The 21942-nt window shown below is 64.0% G+C and carries 17 protein-coding genes; 10 read left to right on the forward strand and 7 right to left on the reverse strand.

The annotated features are described in order from the left end of the window. Positions 1-4: 4 nt before the first annotated feature. From DOM56_RS02920 to rpmH, 5 genes are all read right to left on the reverse strand, one after another. Positions 5-856, reverse strand: a complete 852-nt coding sequence (locus DOM56_RS02920; protein ID WP_198655643.1) for a DMT family transporter — start codon at positions 854-856, stop codon at positions 5-7. Positions 857-1226: 370 nt separating this feature from the next. Next, positions 1227-2618: a tRNA uridine-5-carboxymethylaminomethyl(34) synthesis GTPase MnmE gene (mnmE, locus tag DOM56_RS02925; protein ID WP_110707391.1), complete on the reverse strand. Its 1392-nt coding sequence runs from the start codon at positions 2616-2618 to the stop codon at positions 1227-1229. A gap of 144 nt (positions 2619-2762) precedes the next feature. Next, on the reverse strand, positions 2763-4451 hold the full coding sequence (yidC, locus tag DOM56_RS02930; RefSeq protein ID WP_110601633.1) for a membrane protein insertase YidC: 1689 nt from the start codon (positions 4449-4451) through the stop codon (positions 2763-2765). 105 nt (positions 4452-4556) lie between these two features. Beyond that, complete coding sequence (rnpA, locus tag DOM56_RS02935; RefSeq protein ID WP_110601631.1) at positions 4557-4940, reverse strand: ribonuclease P protein component; 384 nt, start codon at positions 4938-4940, stop codon at positions 4557-4559. Positions 4941-4951: 11 nt separating this feature from the next. Further along, positions 4952-5086, reverse strand: a complete 135-nt coding sequence (gene rpmH / locus DOM56_RS02940) for a 50S ribosomal protein L34 (RefSeq protein WP_019019264.1) — start codon at positions 5084-5086, stop codon at positions 4952-4954. Between the two features lie 604 nt (positions 5087-5690). Between rpmH and dnaA the strand changes: the two genes are divergently transcribed. From dnaA to DOM56_RS02980, 8 genes are all read left to right on the forward strand, one after another. Then, positions 5691-7169 (forward strand): chromosomal replication initiator protein DnaA, encoded by a 1479-nt coding sequence (gene dnaA, locus DOM56_RS02945; RefSeq protein WP_110707392.1) that lies wholly within the window; start codon positions 5691-5693, stop codon positions 7167-7169. Between the two features lie 165 nt (positions 7170-7334). Beyond that, positions 7335-8438, forward strand: a complete 1104-nt coding sequence (dnaN, locus tag DOM56_RS02950; protein WP_110601626.1) for a DNA polymerase III subunit beta — start codon at positions 7335-7337, stop codon at positions 8436-8438. 220 nt (positions 8439-8658) lie between these two features. After that, positions 8659-9744, forward strand: coding sequence for a DNA replication/repair protein RecF (gene recF / locus DOM56_RS02955; protein ID WP_110707393.1), 1086 nt, complete (start codon positions 8659-8661; stop codon positions 9742-9744). A gap of 19 nt (positions 9745-9763) precedes the next feature. Then, positions 9764-12178, forward strand: a complete 2415-nt coding sequence (gene gyrB, locus DOM56_RS02960; protein ID WP_110707394.1) for a DNA topoisomerase (ATP-hydrolyzing) subunit B — start codon at positions 9764-9766, stop codon at positions 12176-12178. Positions 12179-12619: 441 nt separating this feature from the next. Then, positions 12620-13912: an ABC transporter substrate-binding protein gene (locus DOM56_RS02965; RefSeq protein ID WP_198655644.1), complete on the forward strand. Its 1293-nt coding sequence runs from the start codon at positions 12620-12622 to the stop codon at positions 13910-13912. Between the two features lie 54 nt (positions 13913-13966). Further along, the gene (locus DOM56_RS02970) at positions 13967-14872 is read left to right on the forward strand and encodes a sugar ABC transporter permease (protein ID WP_110707395.1); all 906 of its coding nucleotides are present in this window, start codon (positions 13967-13969) and stop codon (positions 14870-14872) included. After that, a complete protein-coding gene (locus DOM56_RS02975; RefSeq protein ID WP_110707396.1) occupies positions 14869-15744 on the forward strand; it encodes a carbohydrate ABC transporter permease in 876 nt (291 codons plus the stop codon). The genes DOM56_RS02970 and DOM56_RS02975 overlap by 4 nt, the downstream gene beginning before the upstream one ends. Before the next feature lie 7 nt (positions 15745-15751). Further along, positions 15752-16906, forward strand: coding sequence for an ABC transporter ATP-binding protein (locus tag DOM56_RS02980; RefSeq protein ID WP_110707397.1), 1155 nt, complete (start codon positions 15752-15754; stop codon positions 16904-16906). A gap of 33 nt (positions 16907-16939) precedes the next feature. Here DOM56_RS02980 and DOM56_RS02985 read toward each other — a convergent pair whose 3' ends face one another. Beyond that, positions 16940-18376 carry a PLP-dependent aminotransferase family protein gene (locus DOM56_RS02985; protein ID WP_110707398.1) on the reverse strand — a complete coding sequence of 479 codons (1437 nt, stop codon included), beginning with the start codon at positions 18374-18376 and terminating at the stop codon, positions 16940-16942. 178 nt (positions 18377-18554) lie between these two features. Between DOM56_RS02985 and DOM56_RS02990 the strand changes: the two genes are divergently transcribed. Continuing rightward, a complete protein-coding gene (locus DOM56_RS02990) occupies positions 18555-19976 on the forward strand; it encodes an APC family permease (protein ID WP_110707399.1) in 1422 nt (473 codons plus the stop codon). 91 nt (positions 19977-20067) lie between these two features. Next, positions 20068-21345 carry a 4-aminobutyrate--2-oxoglutarate transaminase gene (gabT, locus tag DOM56_RS02995; RefSeq protein ID WP_110707400.1) on the forward strand — a complete coding sequence of 426 codons (1278 nt, stop codon included), beginning with the start codon at positions 20068-20070 and terminating at the stop codon, positions 21343-21345. A 118-nt stretch (positions 21346-21463) separates the two neighbouring features. Here the strand turns inward: gabT and DOM56_RS03000 are convergent, their stop codons facing one another. Further along, complete coding sequence (locus DOM56_RS03000; RefSeq protein ID WP_110707401.1) at positions 21464-21919, reverse strand: GNAT family N-acetyltransferase; 456 nt, start codon at positions 21917-21919, stop codon at positions 21464-21466. Positions 21920-21942: the final 23 nt, after the last annotated feature.

A 21942-nucleotide genomic window follows, 5' to 3' on the forward strand; every position in this document is an offset into this window, starting at 1 on the left:
GCGGCTAACGCGTACGGAACACCAGCGCCACGCCACCGAGGATCGCACCCATGCCGAGGATGGCCAGCGGCGAGAGCGCATTGCCCAGCAGCAGATAGTCCAGCACGGCGGTGACGATCGGCACCAGGTAGAACAGGCTGGTGACGTTGACCAGGTTGCCCTGACGGATCATGCGGTAGAGCAGCAGCTGTGCCAGGACCGAGATCACCAGCCCCAACCACACCACGGCCACGATCAGCCCCGGCTGCCAGCTGATGCTCACCGGACGCCACGGTGTCAGCAGCAGGAACAGCGCCAGGCTTGCCAGATACTGCAGCGGAAGCACCTGGCGCGGCGGCAGGGTGATCGACTTCTGTCCGATCGCGCCGAGGGTCATGCAGGCCAGGGTGGCCAGTGCCAGCAGGATCCCGAGCGCGGGAAAGCGCGCGGCCATCAGGCTCTGCAGTACCACCAGCGCCAGTCCGCACAGCGCCAGCAGCAGCCCGGCGATGCGCCAGCCGGAGATCCGGCGCTCGGTCAGCAGCAGCGTCAGCAGCGGCTGAATGCCCAGCAGGGTCGCCAACAGCCCGGGAGTGATGGCATGGTCCAGCGTTTCGAAGTAGCACACCGAGTAGCCGCCGATCAGCAGCGTGCCGACGCCGGCGACGCGTAGCCGCTGACCCCGCGGTGGCAGCCAGGCTTCGCGCTGGATAGCGAGCGGCAGCAGCACGCCGAGGGCGAGCAGAAAGCGCAGGATCAGCAGCGCCAGCGGCGAACCGTGATCCAACCCCCAGCGGGTGAAGATCGGGGCGCTGCCCCACAGCAGCACGAACAGGGCCATCGGGGCGGCCTGGCCCCATGAAGAAGAACGGATCATGTGAAGACTCATCTGTCGAAGACGTGACGACCCGTTGCTGGACGCGATCTGCGTCGACCTGCATGAACAGCGAACGGGAATTGTCTGGCTTGGGATAGCCGGGCGTGATCAGCCCAGTGCGACGGGGCGTGGCGGCGCTTGCACGCCAGCGACGACCGCGGGCGGTGCCACGACGTCGGCCACGACACGCGCGACAGATGAGCGGGGGGGAGGTGTCGCCGCCAGCACTTGCGGCCCTACCGACAATTCGGCAAGGCGGAAAGCGTGCGGATGCTGGATGCGTGGCGACATGGGAAATCGGCATTCGAGTGTGAATGGGTTCACCAGCATAACGCCGGCGAGGGCATCGGAAAAGCCGACCTTTGGCCGATCACTTGCCGATGCAGAAGCTGCCGAAGATCTCGCCGAGCAGATCGTCGGCGGTGAACTCGCCGGTGATCTCGTTGAGCGACTGCTGGGCGTCGCGCAGGTCCTCGGCGAGCAGCTCGCCGGCGGCGGCGCCCTCGAGCTGGGCCGTGCCGCTGGCCAGTGCCTGGGCCGCTCGGTCGAGCGCATCGAGATGCCGGCGGCGGGCGGAGAAGCGGCCTTCGGTGGTGGCATCGAATCCCATCACCGCCTTGAGGTGGGTCTTGAGGTTATCCACACCGGCGCCGGTCTCCGCCGATATCCGGATCACCGGAGGCGTTGTGGATAGGTCGAAATCGCTGCCCTCGCCGCTCTCGTCGATCTTGTTGCGCACCAGCGTCAGCCGCTCGGGGTGGGGCAGGCGGGCGACGAACTCGGGCCAGATCGCCTGAGGGTCGGTCTCTTGCGTGGTGCGGGCGTCGACCAGCAGCAGTACGCGGTCGGCCTTCTCGATCTCGGTCCAGGCGCGGGCGACGCCGATCTGCTCCACCGCATCCGGGGTGTCGCGCAGGCCGGCGGTGTCGATCACGTGCAGTGGCATGCCGTCGAGATGAATATGCTCGCGCAGCACGTCGCGAGTGGTGCCCTCGATCTCGGTGACGATGGCGCTGTCGCGCTCGGTGAGACGGTTGAGCAGGCTCGATTTGCCGGCGTTGGGTCGCCCGGCGATCACCACGCTCATGCCCTCGCGCATCAGTGCACCCTGGTTGGCGGCGGCACGGACGGTTTCCAGCGTCTGGCGCAGGGCTGCCAGCCTGGCGGCGACCACGCCGTCGGCGAGGAAGTCGATCTCCTCCTCGGGGAAGTCGATGGCGGCCTCGACGTAGAGACGCAGTTGAATCAGCTCGCTGACCAGTTGTGAGACGCGGCTGGAGAATTCGCCCTGCAGCGAGCGCAGGGCGTTCTCCGCGGCGGCGCGGGAGCTGGCGTCGATCAGGTCGGCGATCGCCTCGGCCTGAGCCAGATCGAGCTTGTCGTTGAGGAAGGCGCGCTCGGAGAACTCGCCGGGCCGGGCCAGCCGCGCACCGAGCGCCACGCAGCGCTCCAGCAGCATGTCCATCAGTACCGGACCGCCATGGCCCTGGAGCTCGAGCACGTCCTCGCCGGTGAACGAGTTCGGGCCGGGGAAGTAGAGGGCGATGCCTTCGTCGATGACGCTACCCTCCCCGTGGAACGGCCCGTAGTGGGCGTATCGCGGGGTCGGATGATGCCCGAGAATGCGCTCCGCCAGGGCCTCTGCCGACGGCCCCGAAATACGGATGATGCCGACGCCGCCGCGCCCGGGGGGCGTAGCCAGGGCCGCGATGGTGTCCTGGCGGTAAAGCGGCGCGTGGGCATAGGGGGACGGCGCGTTCATGAGCTTCTCCGAGAATCGATATCGTAGCTGGCCTGGCGGGCATTGTCCGAGGGCTCTCGGTGGAATGCCAGTGCGGAAAAGCCAGAGCCTGAAACGCCAGACCCCCGCCGGGGCGGGGGTCTGGTGGTGCGGGGGAGAGCCGTGTCAGCCTTTGGCTTTCACGGCCTTGCCGTTGCCGGCATCCTCCTTGAGCACCTTGTTGGTGATGAACCACTGCTGCAGGATCGAGATCGAGTTGTTGACGATCCAGTAGATCACCAGACCGGCCGGGAACCACAGGAAGAAGAAGGTGAAGACCACCGGCAGCATCTTCATGATCTTCGCCTGCATCGGGTCCGGCGGGGTCGGGTTCAGGAACTGCTGCAGCAGCATGGTGGCGCCCATGATGATCGGCAGGATGAAGTAGGGGTCCTTGGCCGAGAGATCATGGATCCACAGGATGAAGGGCGCGTGGCGCAGCTCCACCGACTCCATCAGCATCCAGTAGAGCGCGATGAACACCGGCATCTGGATCACCATCGGCAGGCAGCCTCCCAGAGGATTGATCTTCTCCTTCTGGTAGAACTTCATCATCTCCTGCGACATCTTCTGGCGATCGTCGCCGTACTGCTCCTTGAGCCGCTTCATCTCCGGGCCCATCTTGCGCATCCGGGCCATCGACTTGTAGGCCTTGGCCGCCAGCGGGAAGAGCACGATCTTGACGCAGACGGTCAGCAGGACGATGGACCAGCCCCAGTTGCCGATCAGGCCATGGATCTTCTCCAGCAGCCAGAACAGCGGGTTGGCCAGGAACCAGAGCCAGCCGAAATCGACGGTCAGCTCCAGGTTCGGTGCCACCGCCTCGAGGCGATCCTGCACCTTCGGGCCGACGAACAGGGTGGCAGCGAGCGTCGCCTTCTGGCCGGGCTCGAGGGTCTGGTTGGGTCCGGCGAAGGCGGCGACGGTACGATCGCGATTGTCGACGCTGCCGTAATAGAGGTTCTGCTGGTCCGGGTTGGGCACCCAGGCGGAGGTGAAGTAGTGCTGGATCATCGCGACCCAGCCACCTTTCACGTCGCGGTTCTGGAAGTTGCCCTTGCGGATGTCGTCGAAGTCGACCTTGCTGTACTTCTCGTCCGGCGAGGAGAACGCGGCGCCCAGGAACGAGTGCATGCCGACGCCCTGGCCGCTGGTCGGGTCGGCGCTCTGGTCGCGGGCGAGCTGGCCGATGAAGCGGGCGGTGACCGGCTGCTGGCTCTCGTTGTCGATCAGGTATTCGACCTTGATCGCGTAGCTGTCGCGGTCGATCACGAAGCGCTTGATGATATCGACGCCGTTGACGCTGCCATGCAGGTCGACGTTGATCGAGTCTTCACCTTGGCTGAGCTTGTAGCTGTTCTGGTCGGCGGTGAACGGGATCCGGCCGGAGTGGCCCTCGATCTGCAGCCCCGACTTGGCCACGTAGCTGCGCACGTTGTTGTCGCTGAGCAGAACGAAGGGGGTATCGGAGTCGAGCGCCTGGTCATGACCGAACAGCGCGGCGTAGACGATATCGCCGCCGTTGGGATTGATACGCAGGTCCAGCACGTCGCTCTGGACCTGGATCAGGTTGCTGCCTTTGGCCGGATCGGCGTCGGCGGGCATGTCGTCCTGAATCGGCTTGGCTTTACCGTTGCTGCCCGTCGGCGCGGACAGGGCGCTGCCCTCGCCGTCATTGCCGTTACCCGATGAAGCCGCCATCTCCGGCGCCGGGTTGTTCACGACGTGCTGACCGTAGTCCTGATTCCACTGCATGATCAGCAGGTAGGCCAGCACGGCCAACGGAATCACGAAAAGGAGTCGTTTCAAATCCATATAGGGGTCTGCCCGGTAAGGGAATGGGTCGGTGGGCGCCGGGCATCGGCGATCGACCGGCGAGGTTCGCCGGTGCTCCCCGGCCTTCGGCGCGGGGATGTCCGATCAGGAAGACGAAACGTCTTGACGCATCTGGCGAGCGGACTTCTCCAGGCGTCGCCACATGCCATTGAGCTGGCGGGCGACGCTGGCGTTGTCCAGCTCATGTACCCCTCGTCGCGCGAGTATGACGATATCCACTGCCGGTAAACGATGCTGTTGATGGCGAATGGATTCGCGCACGAGGCGCTTGAGGCGATTGCGGTCGACGGCACGGCGCACGTTCTTCTTGCTGAAGATCAACCCGATCCGTGGATGGCCCAGAGCGTTGGGTCGGGCCAACGCCAGCAATCCTTTACCATGGACCTTGTAGGGAGCGTGGTCGAAGACGTGCTTGTAGTCCCCGGCATTCAGCAACCGCAGCTGCCGGGGAAAACGCTGATCGGACACCCGGCGTCCGATCAGGCGCTCAGGCGTTTACGGCCTTTGGCACGGCGACGAGCAATGACCTGGCGGCCGTTCTTGGTGGCCATGCGGGCGCGGAAACCGTGGACGCGCTTACGCTTCAGAACGCTGGGCTGGAAGGTGCGTTTCATAGTTGCTAATTCCCAATTAGTTGATTTCTAAAGAAAACTGGTTGAAGCGGGACGCCCGGCGCATTCGCGGGAAGCGGGCTCACTCGACTCAAGAGCGGGAATTCTAGTGAATCCGCGGTTCGGGTGCAATTTTTCCGTGAATTATCCACACCCCGTTGTGAGTGGATCGCCAGCCGTTACGCCCCGGACGGGAGACCGGTGGCGTGGGTGGCCATCGACGATTGTCGTGGCGATGCCGGTTACCGGCTCGGGGTGCGAGATCGAAGTTGCTCGAGGGTGTCAATCACACCATGTGGTTAACGACGGGGATAACCTTTGTGGATAACCCTATAAAATCAATATTTATCATTGGTTTAATGGATTTTCTGGGTTGTGGGGAAGTTGCGAACGAGCCGTGCATAGGGTGAGGATCGCCAGCCGGTGGCAAGACCGTCCACACCGCCTTGTCCACGCGGATTACCCTGGACATCCACAGTATTGCCAGCGGTGACGGGCGAGTTATCCACAGTTGTTGGAAAGTCGACTTCGTGTGGATAACCTGGCAGGCCGACGCTACAATGTGCGGCCGTTTTTTCTATTCTCTCTCAACGTTCGGTGAGGTCGTGTGTCTGTCGCTCTCTGGCAACAATGTCTGAACTCGCTGCAGGATGAGTTGAGCTCTCAGCAATTCAATACCTGGATTCGTCCTCTGCAGGCCGAGGACGGCGAAGTGGACGAACTCTGTCTGTTGGCCCCCAACCGATTCGTCCGTGATTGGGTCAGCGACAAGTACCTGAAGCGGATCAACGAACTGTTGCGCGAGGTTGCCTCCAGCAGCAAGCCTCCCAAGGTCCACCTGACGGTGGGGAGCCGGCGGGCCGCGGCGGTGTCGCCGCGGGGTCTTGGCGCGCCGGTTTCCGCCCCGAGTCGTCAGCCTCAGCGATCCACGGCGCCGGGGATTCAGACGAGCCCGCGCTCCAACGAGGCGGCCGAGGAGAAGCAGCTCGATCGAACCCGTGAACGCGAAGAGAGTGGACGCCGGGGCAGCGAACGCCAGGTCCAGGTCGAGGGTAGCCTCAAGCACGGCAGCGGACTCAATCCCAATTTCACCTTCGAAACCTTCGTCGAGGGCAAGTCGAACCAGCTGGCGCGGGCCGCCTCGCGCCAGGTATCCGAGAACCCCGGCGGGGCCTACAATCCGCTGTTCCTCTACGGCGGCGTGGGTCTGGGCAAGACCCACCTGATGCATGCGGTGGGCAACCACCTCGCGGGTCTCAGAGACAACGCCAAGGTGGTCTATCTCCACTCCGAGCGCTTCGTCGCCGACATGGTCAAGGCGCTGCAGCTCAACGCGATCAATGATTTCAAGCGTTTCTATCGCAGCGTCGATGCGCTGCTGATCGACGATATCCAGTTCTTTGCCGGCAAGGAGCGCTCCCAGGAGGAGTTCTTCCACACCTTCAACGCCTTGCTGGAAGGCGGACAGCAGATGATCCTGACCTCGGATCGCTATCCCAAGGAGATCAGCGGCGTCGAGGAGCGCCTGAAATCGCGCTTCGGCTGGGGGTTGACGGTGGCGATCGAGCCGCCGGAACTCGAGACCCGGGTGGCGATCCTGATGAAGAAGGCGGATCAGGCCGAGGTCGATCTGCCCCACGATGCGGCGTTCTTCATTGCCCAGAAAATCCGTTCCAACGTGCGCGAGCTGGAGGGGGCGCTGAAGAAGGTGATTGCCGACTCCCACTTCATGGGCAAGCCGATCACCCAGGATTTCATCCGCGAGTCGCTCAAGGATCTGCTGGCACTGCAGGACAAGCAGGTCGGGATCGAGAACATCCAGCGCACGGTGGCGGAATACTACAAGATCAAGCTGGCCGATCTGCTCTCCAAGCGCCGCTCGCGTTCGGTGGCGCGGCCGCGCCAGGTGGCGATGGCGCTGGCCAAGGAGCTGACCAACCATAGTTTGCCCGAGATCGGTGACGCTTTCGGCGGCCGCGACCACACGACGGTGCTGCACGCCTGTCGCAAGGTGGTGGCGCTGAAGGAGGAGAGCGCGGACATCCGCGAGGACTACAAGAATCTGATGCGACTGCTGACCAGTTGAGTCGGCGTGTGACGAATTCCCTGGCCGCGGGGATTGCTAGCGACGACCGGCACGGCAAGAATGAGACGGCGCGGCCCGACGGTCTCCTCGTCCGTCCCATGATGCAAAGCGATCCACCGGTACCGGATTCAACTTCAGGCTTATTGAACCAACAACGGAGCCCCAATGAAATTTTCCATCTCTCGCGAAGCCCTGCTGCGCCCGCTGACGCTGGTGGCCGGGGTGGTCGAGCGCCGCCAGACCCTGCCGGTGCTCTCCAATGTGCTGATCGAAGTCCAGAACGAACAACTGGCATTGACCGGTACCGATCTCGAGGTGGAATTGATCGGCCGTGCCACGCCTGCGCTGGTGGACGAGCCAGGGTCCGTCACGGTGCCGGCGCGCAAGCTGATGGATATCTGCAAGTCGCTGCCGGACCAGTCCGACATCAGCTTCTCGCTGGAGGATGGCCGTGTCGTGCTGCGCGCCGGGCGTTCGCGCTTCACGCTCTCCACGCTGCCGGTGGCCGAGTTCCCCAACATCGAAGATGGCCAGAACGACACCACCCTGTCGCTGCCGCGGGGCACGCTGAAGTATCTGATCGACTCGACCTCGTTCGCCATGGCCCAGCAGGACGTGCGCTACTACCTCAACGGCATGCTGCTCGAACTGGCCGACCATCTGGTGCGCACGGTCGCCACCGACGGCCACCGTCTGGCGGTCTGCGAACGCAGCGCCGAGATCGAGATGGAGGCACCGCGCAAGCTGATCGTGCCGCGCAAGGGCGTGCTGGAGCTGACGCGTCTGCTCGACGGCAGCGACGAGCCGGTCGAGCTGATGCTGGGTTCCAACCACATCCGCGCTAACACCGGTGAATTCACCTTCACCTCGAAGCTGGTCGATGGCAAGTTCCCCGATTACGACCGGGTCATTCCCAAGGGCGGCGACAAGGTGTTCATCGCCGAGCGCGGCGAGCTGCGCCAGAACCTGGCGCGTACGGCGATCCTTTCCAACGAGAAGTACCGCGGCGTGCGCCTCCACCTCGAGGAGAACAACCTCAAGGTGATGGCCAACAATCCCGAGCAGGAAGAGGCCGAGGAGAACGTCAGCATCGAGTACTCGGGCGACGCGCTGGAGATCGGCTTCAACGTCGGCTATCTGATCGATGTGCTCAACGTGCTCGACGCCGACCGCATGCAGATGACGCTGTCGGATGCCAACAGTTCGGCGTTGATGGAAGAGCCGGGCGGGGGGGATGCCCGTTACGTGGTCATGCCGATGCGCCTTTGAGTGCAGGGAAGTGGCTGCGCTCGATCATGATTTGTTAAAAACCGGCGAACCTTGCTCACTTATACCCACATAAGCTCCGCTGGTTCGCCGATTTTTGCCGCGCCTGATCGTCGCTCGCCAACTTCTTCCATCTCGGCGGTTAAATGTTCGGGTGCTTCTTTCCACGCTGCCCGCGGTCCGGGCGTTTCCTCTCGTCTCTTGCCATGAGTTGTCACGTGCCATGCCGCTCGATCGGTTGAGTTTTCACGGCCTGCGCAATCTGGGTGCGCTGGAGATGGCGCCCGGGCCGCACATCAATCTGATCACCGGGCCCAACGGCAGCGGCAAGACCTCGCTGCTGGAGGGCATCCACGTGCTGGGAATGGCGCGGTCGTTCCGGACCCAGAAGCTCAAGGCGCTGATCGATCACGATGCCGATGAGGTGACGCTGTTCGGGCGGCTGGCCGGCGATCCGCCACTGCCGGTCGGGGTGCGTCGTCGCCGCGATGGCACCGAGCTCGAGCTGCGGGTCAATGGCGAACGCGCCTCGCGCATCACCCAGTTGGCCGAGGCGCTGCCGCTGCAGTTGATCAACCCCGATGCTTTCCGTCTTCTCGAAGGCTCGCCGGCCGCCCGACGCGAGTTCCTCGATTGGGGCGTGTTTCACGCCGAGCGGGAGTTTCTGGACAGCTGGAAGCGGGTCAGAAGGGCCTTGAAACATCGGAATGCCCTGCTCAGACATGATAGAATCGACGTCCAGTCGATCCATGTCTGGGAGCGTGAACTCGCCCACTGGAGCGAGCGTCTGGACGGGCTGCGCGCGAGCTACATGACGCGCTTCCTGCCGGTGTTCGAAGAGACCCTGGCGGCGCTGCTGCCACTGCCGGATCTGACGCTGCGCTATTCGCGGGGTTGGGATCGGCAGCGGGCCCTGCTGGAGGTATTCGAGGCCGGGCGCGACACCGATCGCCAGATGGGCTTTACCCAGCAGGGGCCGCAGCGTGCCGACCTGCGTATTCGCGTCGGCCGCCATCCCGCGGTGGAGGTACTGTCGCGCGGTCAGCAGAAACTGGTGGTCAGCGCCATGAAGCTGGCCCAGGGGCGCCTGCTCGAGCAGTTGACGGGAGGCACCTGCCTTTACCTGATCGACGACCTGCCGGCGGAGCTCGACGGTGATCATCGGCGGATCTTCTGCCAATGGTTGGAGCGGCTCAACTGCCAGGTCTTCATCACCAGCGTCGATCGCGCGGCGCTGGCCGACGTCTGGCAGCCACAAACGGATGTCGTGGCATCGACACTGGCCGGCGGGCGGCTGCATTCGGAATGATTTCACCATGGAGTGAGCAATGAGCGAACAGGCCTACGATTCATCGAGCATCAAGGTCCTCAAGGGATTGGACGCGGTGCGCAAGCGTCCCGGCATGTACATCGGCGATACCGATGACGGTACCGGGCTGCACCACATGGTGTTCGAGATCGTCGACAACTCCATCGACGAAGCGCTGGCCGGTCATTGCAGCGAGATCCGGATCGTCATCCATCCGGACGAGTCGGTGACCGTCTCCGACGACGGTCGTGGCATCCCCACCGATATCCACGCCGAAGGCGTCTCCGCGGCCGAGGTCATCATGACCGTTCTCCACGCCGGCGGTAAGTTCGACGACAACTCCTACAAGGTGTCCGGTGGCCTGCACGGCGTGGGGGTCTCGGTGGTCAACGCGCTCTCGGAGCAGCTCAAGCTGACCATCTGGCGCAACAACCAGGTCCACGAACAGATCTATCACCACGGTGTGCCGCAGGCGCCGCTCGCCATCGTCGGCGAGACCGAGAAGTCCGGTACCCAGATCAGCTTCAAGCCGTCCAGCGATACTTTCGCCAATATCGAGTTTCATTACGACATTCTCGCCAAGCGTCTGCGCGAGCTGTCGTTCCTCAACTCCGGCGTCGCCATTCGCCTGGTCGACGAGCGCGACGGCCGCGAGGAGCTGTTCCACTACGAAGGCGGCCTGCGTGCCTTCGTCGACCACCTCAACACCAATCGCACCGCGATCAACCCGGTCTTTCACTTCGAGATCCAGCGTGAAGACGGTATCGCCGTGGAAGTGGCGATGCAGTGGAACGACACCTTCACCGAGAACGTGTTCTGCTACACAAACAACATTCCGCAGCGTGACGGCGGCACCCACATGGCGGGCTTCCGCGCTGCGCTGACGCGCACCCTCAACAGTTACATCGAAGCGGAAGAGATCCAGAAGAAGGCCAAGGTGGCGACCGCCGGCGACGACGCCCGTGAAGGTCTCACCGCGATCATCTCGGTCAAGGTGCCGGATCCCAAGTTCTCGTCGCAGACCAAGGACAAGCTGGTCTCTTCCGAGGTCAAGACCGCGGTCGACCAGGAGCTGAGCCGCCAATTCTCCGACTACCTGATCGAGCATCCCAACGAGGCCAAGGCGATCGTCAGCAAGATGATCGATGCCGCCCGTGCCCGGGAAGCCGCGCGCAAGGCCCGCGACATGACCCGGCGCAAGGGTGCGCTGGATATCGCCGGGCTGCCCGGCAAGCTGGCCGACTGTCAGGAGAAGGACCCCGGTCTCTCCGAACTCTACCTGGTGGAGGGCGACTCCGCCGGCGGTAGCGCCAAGCAGGGGCGCGATCGGCGTACCCAGGCGATCCTGCCGCTCAAGGGCAAGATCCTCAACGTCGAGAAGGCGCGCTTTGACAAGATGCTCTCGTCCGCCGAGGTGGGGACGCTGATCACCGCGCTGGGCTGCGGCATCGGGCGCGAGGAGTTCAATCCGGACAAGCTGCGTTACCACTCGATCATCATCATGACCGATGCCGACGTCGACGGCTCGCACATCCGCACGCTGCTGCTGACGTTCTTCTTCCGCCAGATGCCGGAGCTGATCGAGCGCGGCCACGTCTTCATCGCCCAGCCGCCGCTCTATAAGATCAAGCGTGGCAAGCAGGAGATGTACCTGAAAGACGAGCAGGCGATGACCGACTACCTCACCACCACGGCGCTGGATGGCGGGCGGCTCTACGTCAATGCGGACTCACCGGGCATCGCGGGCGAGAATCTGGAAGCGCTGGTCAACCAGTATCGTGACGTGATGAAGCGCATCGACCGGCTGTCACGGGTCTATCCCAACGCCGTGCTGCGCAAGATGGTTCACGCGGTCAAGCTCGACGAAACCAATCTCGACGACCGCAACACCATGCAGAACTGGATCGACGAGCTCCAGGTGGCGATGGACTCGCTGATCGCCCATGAGGGCGGCCCGCGCTATACCTTCCAACTGCAGGAAGACACCGAGCGCGGCCTGTGGATGCCGAGCGTGGCGCTGACGGCTCACGGCGTGACCACGGATTACGTCTGGGGCATCGACTTCTTCCGCAGCGCCGACTATCGCGCGCTGGCCACCCTGGGCGAGACCCTCGATGGCCTGATCGAAGAGGGCGCCTATATCGCCCGTGGTGAGCGCCAGAAGCCGATCGGCAATTTCTACGATGCGCTCGAGTGGCTGATGCTGGAAGCGCAACGCGGGCTCAGCATCCAGCGCTACAAAGGGCTGGGCGAAATGAACCCGGATCAGCTGTGGGAGACCACCATGGATCCGGGCTCACGGCGCATGCTCCGGGTCTCCATCGAGGATGCCGTCGCCGCCGACCAGATGTTCAACACCCTGATGGGCGACGAAGTCGAACCGCGTCGTGATTTCATCGAGCGCTTCGCGCTGGTGGCCAATCTGGACATCTAGGGCCCGTCCCTTCCGGTTGCGCGTCGAATCCGCTCAGGCTTCGTTGCGTGACTGGACAAGGCCCTAGTACCGGGTCCGCCAGCGCGGGCCTGTTGAACCAGCGGCTCATCCCTCGGGATGGGCCGTTTTTTTTGCCTGTCGTTGGCGCGGCAGCCCGCCTTGTCGAAGTCAATCGGCCGTGACCTCGGCCCCGCGATATAGCGCATTGGTCGATGCGACTTTGGGTGGAGAAGCCGAGCCCGTCTGGCCGGAAAGCGCACCACCATGCGCGGTGGCGTCGGCCAGTGGCACCCGACGCGACCGGGCGTGCATCCATGGTTGTATTGTTAGGCAAAAGCGGTTGGGCAATAGTCGCGATCACCCCACCAAGGCATCGAATAAAGTGGGCCGTTTCGTAAAAGAACGAGATACCGCTCCCCAACAAGAAGAGGAATCGAAGGGATGCACGCCAATCGAAACAAGATCGTCATGAATTGCCTGGGACTGGCTCTGTTGCCATTCGCGTTTGCGCTGCCGACGAGTGCAGTGGCTGCCGATACCGCCACCAACGGCGAGGTCGAGGTGCTCAACTGGTGGACCTCGGGCAGTGAGGCCAAGGCGCTGGGTGCGCTCAAGGATGGGTTGTCGGAGCAGGGAATCGGCTGGAAGAACATGCCGGTAGCGGGCGGTGCCGGCACCAACGCCATGGCCGTTCTGCGCTCGCGGATCACCTCTGGCAACCCGCCGACGGCGGCCCAGGTGCTCGGCTACGATGCCCAGGACTGGGCCAAGCGCGACGCCTTGAGCTCCCTCGACGAGGTCGCCAAGGCGGGCAACTGGGACGAGGTCTTCCCGCAGCCGTTGCAGCAGTTCGCCAAGTACGAGGGCCACTGGATCGGTGCGCCGTTCGAGATCCATTCGACCAACTGGGTCTGGGCCAACAAGTCGCTGATGGATGAGCTGGATATCGAGCAGCCCAAGACCTGGGACGACTTCATCGCGTCGCTCAAGAAGGCCAAGGACGCGGGCTACACCGGCCTGGCCTATGGCGGCCAGCCATGGCAGGACACCACGGTGTTCGAGAACGTGGTGCTGGCCACCGGTGGCGCCGACTTCTACCGCAAGGCGATGATCGACCTCGATCCCGAGGCGCTCGATTCCGACACCATGACCCAGTCGTTCGACCACCTGCGCGAGCTGCTGCAGTACAAGGACGACAACTCGCCCGGCCGTGACTGGAATCTGGCCACGGCGATGGTGATCAACGGCAAGGCGCTCTACCAGATCATGGGCGACTGGGCGAAAGGGGAGTTCCTCAACGCCAATCTCGCGCCGGGCAAGGACTTCATGTGCTTCCGCACCCCGGGCACCCAGGACGCCGTGACCTTCAACAGCGACCTGATGATCATGTTCGATACCGACGATGCTCAGCAGCAGCAGATGCAGCAGACCATGGCCACTATCATCGGCTCGCCCGAGTTCCAGATCGCCTTCAGCCAGATCAAGGGCTCGGTGCCGGCGCGCATGGACCTCTCCGCCGACAAGCTGGACGCCTGCGCCCAGCGCGGTTACGAGCAGGTCAAGGCCGCGGCCAAGAACCACACGCTGATGGGCAGCATGGCGCACGGCTATGCCGCACCGGCGTCGGTCAAGAACGCCGTTTTCGACATCATCTCCTCGTTCGTCAACAGCGACATGCCCAGCGATGTCGCCGCCGAGCAGCTGGCGATGGCGGTGCAGGGCGCAACGTCCTGATGATCGGCCCCGCCGCCAGGCGGGGCGTCTCGTTCACGAGCCGAGAGTGATGTGATGTCCAATGCTTCTCCGGAGCGGGACGGTGGTGCGCGGGAGCGCCTGCAGCGCTGGCTACCCAAGCTGGTGCTGTCGCCCTCCTGCGTCCTGGTCCTGTTCTTCGTCTATGGCTTCATCGCCTGGACCAGCTACATCTCGTTCAGCGACTCCGGCATGATGCCGGACTACACCTGGGTCGGATTGCACCAGTGGTCGCGGTTGTGGACCTCCTGGACCTGGGGGATCGCGCTGCACAACATCTGGATCTTCGGGCTGCTCTATATCGTCAGCTGTATCGTGCTGGGCCTGATACTGGCGATTCTGCTCGATCAGCGGATCCGGGCCGAAGGCGTGCTGCGCACCATCTATCTCTATCCGATGGCGCTCTCGTTCATCGTCACCGGCACCGCCTGGCAGTGGTTTCTCAACCCCGGACTGGGGCTGGAGAAAACCATGCACGACCTGGGCTGGCAGAGCTTCAGCTTCAACTGGCTGATCGATTCCAACATGGCGATCTACACCGTGGTGATCGCTGCGGTCTGGCAGGCCACCGGCTTCGTCATGGCGATGTTCCTGGCGGGGTTGCGCGGCATCGACGGCGAGATGATCAAGGCCGCCCAGATCGACGGCGCCCCGGCCTGGAAGATCTATGCCCGCATCATCATTCCCCAGCTGCGACCGGTCTTCCTGAGCGCAGTCGTGGTACTGGCGCATCTGGCGATCAAGAGCTTCGACCTGATCGTGGCGATGACCGGCGGCGGGCCGGGCAATGCCACCGCGGTGCCGGCGACCTTCATGTACTCCTACGCTTTCTCGCGTAACGAAATGGGTATCGCCGCGGCCAGCGCGGTATTCATGCTGGCGGTGATCGCCGCGCTGATCATCCCCTATCTCTACTCCGAGCTGCGGGAGCCCCGATCATGAGTGCCGCTTCCTTCACTGCACGCCGGGGTCTGGCGACCCGGGCGGTGCTCTACGCGATCCTGGTGCTGTTTGCGGTCGTCTATCTGATGCCCCTCTATGTGATGCTGACCACGTCGTTCAAGACGCTGGAGGAGATCCATCAGGGCAACATGCTGGCGCTGCCCGGCGAATGGACCCTGGACCCCTGGCGCGAAGCCTGGGGCAGTGCCTGCATCGGTCTCGAGTGCAACGGCGTGCACGGCTACTTCTTCAACAGCATCAAGATCGTGGTGCCAGCGGTGCTGATCTCCGGGCTGCTGGGCGCGTTCAACGGTTACGTGCTGACCAAGTGGAAGTTTCGCGGCCACAAGATCGTGTTCGGCCTGATGCTGTTCAGCTGCTTCATTCCGTTCCAGATCATCCTGCTGCCGATGGCCCGGGTGCTGGGCATTTTGCATCTGGCCAACAGCACCGGTGGGCTGGTTCTGGTCCACATCGTCTATGGCATCGGGTTCACCACCCTGTTCTTCCGCAACTTCTACGCCAGCTTTCCGGACGAACTGGTACGGGCGGCGCAACTCGATGGCGCAGGTTTTTTCACCATCTTCTTCCGGATCCTGCTGCCGGCCTCGGTACCGATCATCGTGGTCACCATCATCTGGCAGTTCACCAACGTCTGGAACGACTTCCTGTTCGGCGTCTCGTTCGCGTCCGGCGGCAGCGCGCCGATCACGGTGGCACTCAACAATCTGGTCAACAGCTCCACCGGGGTGAAGGCCTACAACGTCAACATGGCGGCAGCGATGGTGGCGGCGGTGCCGACGCTCATCGTCTATATCCTCGCGGGCAAGTATTTCCTGCGCGGGTTGATGTCGGGATCGGTCAAGGGCTGAGGATCACATGAGCTTTCTGCATATCAACAACGTTCACAAGCGCTTCGGCGAGACCCATGTCCTGAAGGGCATCGACATCGCGATCGAGCAGGGCGACTTCCTGGTCCTGGTGGGGCCATCGGGCTGCGGCAAGTCGACGCTCTTGAACATGATCGCCGGACTCGACTCTATCAGCGAGGGCGAGCTGCTGCTCGACGGCCGCTGCATCAACGACGTGCACCCCTCCCGGCGCGATATCGCCATGGTCTTCCAGTCCTATGCGCTCTACCCGAGCATGACCGTGGCCGGCAACATCGGCTTCGGGCTGGAGATGCGCAAGGTCCCGCGCAAGCAGCGCCGTGAAGCGATCGACCGGGTCGCCAAGCTGCTGCAGATCGAGAACCTGCTCGACCGCAAGCCGGGCCAGCTCTCCGGTGGCCAGCGCCAGCGGGTGGCGATGGGGCGGGCGCTGGTGCGCGATCCGCAGCTGTTCCTGTTCGACGAGCCGTTGTCGAACCTGGATGCCAAGCTGCGCGTCGACATGCGCACCGAGATCAAGCAACTGCACCAGCGCCTGGGCACCACGATCGTCTACGTCACCCACGACCAGATCGAGGCGATGACACTGGCCTCCCGGATTGCCGTCATGCGTGGCGGCGAGCTGCAGCAACTGGGAACGCCGCAGGCGGTCTACGACGACCCCAACAACCTGTTCGTCGCCGGTTTCATGGGCTCGCCGTCGATGAACCTGGTCAAGGCGCGGATCGTCGAGCAGGATGGGCTGCCGGTTGCCCAGGTGGCGACGGACGCGTCCACCCTGACACTGCCTGTCGTGCGCGACCGTAATGCACTGCGTGACTGGTGCGACCGCGACGTCATCCTGGGGCTGCGGCCCGAGGCGATCACCGACCCGGCCAGTGCCAATCATCGCGAGGGCAACATCCACGAGGCGGAGCTGCCGGTCGCGCTGGTCGAGCCGACCGGGGCGGATCTCTATGTGGTGACGACGCTGGGTGGAACCCACGTCAACGCCCGCATGCGCCCCGGCACGCCGTTACGCCCGGGGGAGCGAACCCGGTTCGCCTTCGATGTCTCGCGCATGGTGGTGTTCGACCCCGAGTCCGAGCGGCGTATTCGCGACGAGCGCGTCACCGAGACCACCCCGATCGGAGAGACGGCCTGACAGGCGCAGGAGGGCAGTGGCGCCGGGAGTCGCTCAGCGCTGCTGGGCGACGAACTCGCGGATGCCCTCGGCCAGGCGCCGGCCCTGGCGCTCCAGTGCTTCGCCTTCGACCATGCCGACACCGAGTATCAGCCCGCGTCGAGGGTCGCCCGGTCCGCAGACCCGGCTCAACGGCCGGGTGACCAGGTGATGCCGGTTCAGCAGATGTTGCGACAGGCGCTCGTCGTCGAGCGTGGGCGAGAGCGCCAGACTCAAGCTGATATTGCCGGCCGGCGGCGAGATATCGGCGATCCCGGGGACGTCGGCCAGCAGCTCGTGCAGCCGTTGCTGGCGCTCCAGGTACTCCTGCGTCATGCGCCGACACCAGCGGTCGAGATCGCCATCGTCGATGAACGTGGCCAGTACCGCCTGGTCCAGCAGGCGCCCTTCGCGAAAGACGCCGGTGCGTACCCGGTTGATCGCGGTGCTAAGCCCCCTCGGCACGATCAGGTATCCCAGACGCAAGCCCGGGAACATCAGCTTGGAAAAGGATCCGACCAGGATCTGGTTGCCGGTCCTGGGATCGAAGGCCAGCTCGTGGTGACCGCCGTCGCCGAACTCGTAGTCATCCTCCAGAATCCAGTCCGGTTCGAGAGCGTCGATCAACCCCTGTTTGTGAGTGCTTACTGATGACACCCCCAACGGATAATGGTGGGTGCCGGTGAAGTAGAGCAGTCTTGGGTGTGGCCGAGGCAGCGAACCGACATACCCGCGACGCGGCTCCCAGATGGCGTGGTCTATCTCGAGGCCGCCGGCCTGAAAGACGTTGCGCGCGCCCCAGTAGAATGGCGAGTCCATGACCGCACGATCGCCATGGTCGGCCAGCGTCAGGGCGCATAGCTGCAAGCCATGATGGGCGCCCTCGGTGATGACGATCTGATCCAGTCCGCAGTCGATGCCCCGCCACCGGGCGAGATAGCCGGCGATGGCACGTTTCAGGGGCCCGTAGCCGCCGGATGCGTAGGCGAGCAGCAGCGTGTTGTGGGGTACGGTGATACGCGAGTAGAGCTGTCGCCAGCGGGCAATGGGGAAGTGTGCGATATCCGGAACGCCCGGCACGAAGGCGCCGCTCTGCAGCGGGCTGGCCCCCACGTCATTCAGCAAATCACCGGCGCGGCGGGAAATCGGCCCGATGTCGGCAACCCGTTGCTCTCGCAGGGGTGAGTGCTTGCATACCCAGGTGCCCTTGCCGTGGTCGGTCACCAGATGACCCTGGCGGATCAGACTCTCGACGACGCCAGCCAGCGTGTTGCGGGCCATGCCGAGCGCGTCACACAGGGTGCGATGCCCGGGCAGCCGCTGGCCGTTCTGCCACCGCTGCTCGATGAGCGTCAGTAGCGTCTGCTCGAGACGGCAGTACTTGGTCAGATGGTCGGGCTGAGCCAGGTAGCCCTGCCGAATGTGATCCAGCGCCTGACGACGGTCGTCCATGGCCTACCTCACGAGAGACGCGGAAACGTCTGCGGATTATGCGGGGAGAGCCCCATGTGGTCCACCGTCGTCGGGAAGTGGTCTAGTCCCGCTTGCGCAGCGGAGTGATAGCGTGGCGTCAGGGCCGAGTCCCGCGGCGGGATCCGGCCTATCAAAAACAACCTGAAGAGACCCTCTCATGTCGAACGCTCCTCAACCCGCGGAGCTCGTGCGAGTCCTCGCACGAGCGGATGTCCTGGCCCTGGCTTTCGGCGCCATGATCGGCTGGGGCTGGATAGTCCTGACCGGTAGCGCCATCCTCGATGGCGGTAGCGTGGGTGCGATACTCGCTTTCGTCATCGGCGGCATTGCGGTGCTGCTGGTGGGGCTGACCTATGCCGAGTTGGCGTCGGCGATGCCGCAGGTCGGTGGCGAGCACGTCTACAGCTATCGCGCGCTGGGCCATTTCGCCTCGTTCGTCTGCACCTGGAGCATCGTGCTGGGGTACGTCAGCGTGGCGTCGTTCGAGGCGGTGGCGCTGCCGACGGTCGTCGAGCACCTGTTCCCCGGCTACGCCGTCGGCGACCTGTGGACCATCGCCGGCTGGGACGTCAAGGCGACCTGGGTCGCGGTGGGCGTACTCGGCTCGCTGGCGATGATGGCCGTCAACTACGTGGGGATCTCCACTGCGGCGCTGCTGCAGAAGGTCGTCACCGGGCTGATCCTGGTGGCGGGCGTGATGTTCGTGACCGGATCACTGTTCGCCGGCGACGGCGGCAACATGCAGCCGCTGTTCGCCAGCGGCGAGCACGGCGCCTTCGGCGGTATCGTGGCGGTGCTGGTGCTGGTCCCGTTCCTGTTCGTCGGCTTCGACGTGATTCCCCAGGCGGCCGAGGAGATCAACCTGCCATTCCGCGATATCGGCAAGGTGCTGGTGCTCTCGGTCATCATGGCGGTGTGCTGGTACACCCTGATCATTCTCGGCACCAGCCTGATGCTCGACAACGAGGCGCTCCAGGGGAGTTCGCTCAGCGTCCCGGACGCGATGACGGCGGTCTTCGACGGGGACTGGGCCGGCAATCTGATGGTGCTGGCGGGGATCGCCGGGATCATCACCAGCTGGAATGCGTTCTACATCGGTGGATCGCGGGCGATCTACGCCCTGGCGCACTCCGGCATGCTGCCCGCCTTCCTGGGCAAGCTGCATCCACGCTACAAGACCCCGACCAACGCCATCATCCTGATCGGCGTGCTCTCCACCGCGGCGCCGTTCTTCGGGCGTCCGGCGTTGGTATGGCTGGTCGATGCCGGCGGCCTGGGCATCGTGCTCGCCTATCTGTTCGTGGCGCTATCGTTCGTCATCCTGCGCTATCGCGAGCCTGACATGCCGCGTCCCTATTATGTCGGTGCCGGCAAGCTGGTCGGTGTGCTGGCAGTGCTGCTGTCGCTGGGCATGACCTGTCTCTACCTGCCAGGCAGCCCTTCGGCGCTGACTTCCGTCGAGTGGTCCATCTTCGGTGGCTGGATGATCGCCGGATTGGCACTGTACGGATGGGCTCGGCGGCACTACGGTCGAGAGATGGGCGATCGCCTCATTCGGGCAGCCTACGATAAAGCCTGATCCCGATTTCATGGCGCGCCGCCTGCCGAAACCGACGACGACGCGCGATTCACGTTAACGGCATCCGATGCCGTGTCAGGAGGAGTGTTCCATGACCAATGCAGAACTCAACGAACTCAAGCAGCGCTACGTGGCCAGCGGTGCGGCCAGCCCGGCGGTCGAGTTCGCCGCGCGGGCGGAGAACGCCGAACTGTGGGACGAGGACGGCAAGCGCTTCATCGACTTCGCTGGCGGCATCGGCGTGCTCAACATCGGTCATCGCCACCCCAAGGTGGTCGAGGCGGTCAAGGCGCAGCTCGACCGTGTCATGCACACCTGCCAGACGGTCATGCCCTACGAGGGCTATGTGCGCGTGGCGCAGAAGCTCAGTGAAGTGACGCCGGTCCGTGGCCACGCCAAGGTGATGCTGGCCAACTCCGGCGCCGAAGCGCTGGAAAATGCGGTCAAGGTGGCACGGGCCGCCACCGGGCGCTCCAGCGTGATCTGCTTCACCGGCGGTTACCACGGGCGTACCTTCATGACCATGGCGATGAACGGCAAGGTCGCCCCCTACCGCAACGACTTCGGCCCGATGCCGGGCCAGGTCTACCGCGCGCCCTATCCGGTGCCGTCCATCGGCGTCAGCGAGGAAGAGGCGCTACGCCACCTCAAGATGGTGCTGAAGACCGATGCCAATCCCAGCGACACCGCCGCCATCGTGATCGAGCCGGTGCTGGGCGAGGGTGGCTTCCATGCGGCGCCGGCCAGCTTCCTGAAAGCGCTTCGCGAGATCTGCGACGAGCACGGCATCCTGCTGATCGTCGACGAGGTGCAGTCCGGCTTTGGCCGTACCGGCAAGCTGTTCGCGATCGAGCACAGCGGCGTCGAGCCGGACATCATGACCATGGCCAAGAGCATGGCCGACGGCATGCCGATCTCGGCCGTGGTGGGTACCGACAAGATCATGGACGCCTCCGGTGGCAACTCGCTGGGCGGCACCTACACCGGTAGCCCCGTTTCCTGCGCCGCGGTACTGGCCGTGCTGGAAGTGTTCGAGGAAGAGCGCATTCTGGAACAGAGCCAGGCGCTGGGCGAGAAGCTCAAGGTGCGCTTCGACAAGTGGCAGCAGGACTACGCGTCGGTCGCCAACGCGCGCAACCTGGGTGCCATGGCGGCGTTCGATTTGGTCAGCGACAAGAAGAGCGGCGTGCCCAATGCCGAACTGGCTGGCAAGCTCTGCAAGACTGCTCGCGAGCGCGGTTTGATCCTGCTCTCCTGTGGCCTTTACGCCAACACTATCCGCTTCCTGATGCCGGTCACCATCAGTGACGAGGTGCTTGAAGAGGGACTCGATCTGATCGAGAAGATGCTGAGCGAATTCGGCGCCTGACCGGAGCGATATCCGCCCCGCGTGGCGGGGCGGATACGCTGAAAAGAAGCCGACGCTGTTATCCAGCGTCGGCTTTTTTCGCTTCTTCAAAAGTGAGTGCTTACTTACCTTGAGAATCTCACTTTCGCTGCATATCGATATGCGGAATGCCGTCTTCCACATAGATATCGCCGATCGGTTCGAACCCGTGACGGCCGTAGTAGGCTTGCAGATGCGCCTGGGCGGACAGCCGGGCACTGCGGCCGGGCCACAGCGATTCGATTCGCGTCAGCGCGGCTCGCATCAGGTCGTGGCCCAGGCCGCCGCCGCGGTGGGCGGGGTGGATGACGACGCGCCCGATGGAGGCCGGTTGGTCGACCGGATCGGGCGCCAGCAACCGCAGGGTGGCTGCAAGCTGGTTCGCCGCCAGGACCTGCAGGTGGTGCGTCGATGCCGCCAGGTCGCGGCCGTCCAGCTCCTGATAGGCACACTGCTGTTCGACCACGAACACTGCCTCGCGCAGCGACAGCAGGGTATATAGCCCGGCGGGGTCGAGCTCTGGCCCGGTCTGCCATATCCAGTCGTATGATCGCATCTGTCCCTTTCCTTGCAGCCGTC

Source organism: Salinicola sp. CR57 (assembly GCF_003206585.1).
GTDB lineage: Bacteria > Pseudomonadota > Gammaproteobacteria > Pseudomonadales > Halomonadaceae > Salinicola > Salinicola lusitanus.

What these genes read in the sequence shown, in the direction of transcription:
- rpmH (WP_019019264.1), bottom strand. Translation starts at nt 5,086, where the DNA reads ATGAAACGCACCTTCCAGCCCAGCGTTCTGAAGCGTAAGCGCGTCCAC.
- gabT (WP_110707400.1), top strand. Translation starts at nt 20,068, where the DNA reads ATGACCAATGCAGAACTCAACGAACTCAAGCAGCGCTACGTGGCCAGC.
- mnmE (WP_110707391.1), bottom strand. Translation starts at nt 2,618, where the DNA reads ATGAACGCGCCGTCCCCCTATGCCCACGCGCCGCTTTACCGCCAGGAC.
- DOM56_RS02970 (WP_110707395.1), top strand. Translation starts at nt 13,967, where the DNA reads ATGTCCAATGCTTCTCCGGAGCGGGACGGTGGTGCGCGGGAGCGCCTG.
- DOM56_RS02965 (WP_198655644.1), top strand. Translation starts at nt 12,620, where the DNA reads ATGCACGCCAATCGAAACAAGATCGTCATGAATTGCCTGGGACTGGCT.
- recF (WP_110707393.1), top strand. Translation starts at nt 8,659, where the DNA reads ATGCCGCTCGATCGGTTGAGTTTTCACGGCCTGCGCAATCTGGGTGCG.
- DOM56_RS02985 (WP_110707398.1), bottom strand. Translation starts at nt 18,376, where the DNA reads ATGGACGACCGTCGTCAGGCGCTGGATCACATTCGGCAGGGCTACCTG.
- dnaN (WP_110601626.1), top strand. Translation starts at nt 7,335, where the DNA reads ATGAAATTTTCCATCTCTCGCGAAGCCCTGCTGCGCCCGCTGACGCTG.
- yidC (WP_110601633.1), bottom strand. Translation starts at nt 4,451, where the DNA reads ATGGATTTGAAACGACTCCTTTTCGTGATTCCGTTGGCCGTGCTGGCC.
- DOM56_RS02975 (WP_110707396.1), top strand. Translation starts at nt 14,869, where the DNA reads ATGAGTGCCGCTTCCTTCACTGCACGCCGGGGTCTGGCGACCCGGGCG.
- DOM56_RS02990 (WP_110707399.1), top strand. Translation starts at nt 18,555, where the DNA reads ATGTCGAACGCTCCTCAACCCGCGGAGCTCGTGCGAGTCCTCGCACGA.
- DOM56_RS02920 (WP_198655643.1), bottom strand. Translation starts at nt 856, where the DNA reads ATGATCCGTTCTTCTTCATGGGGCCAGGCCGCCCCGATGGCCCTGTTC.
- DOM56_RS03000 (WP_110707401.1), bottom strand. Translation starts at nt 21,919, where the DNA reads ATGCGATCATACGACTGGATATGGCAGACCGGGCCAGAGCTCGACCCC.
- DOM56_RS02980 (WP_110707397.1), top strand. Translation starts at nt 15,752, where the DNA reads ATGAGCTTTCTGCATATCAACAACGTTCACAAGCGCTTCGGCGAGACC.
- gyrB (WP_110707394.1), top strand. Translation starts at nt 9,764, where the DNA reads ATGAGCGAACAGGCCTACGATTCATCGAGCATCAAGGTCCTCAAGGGA.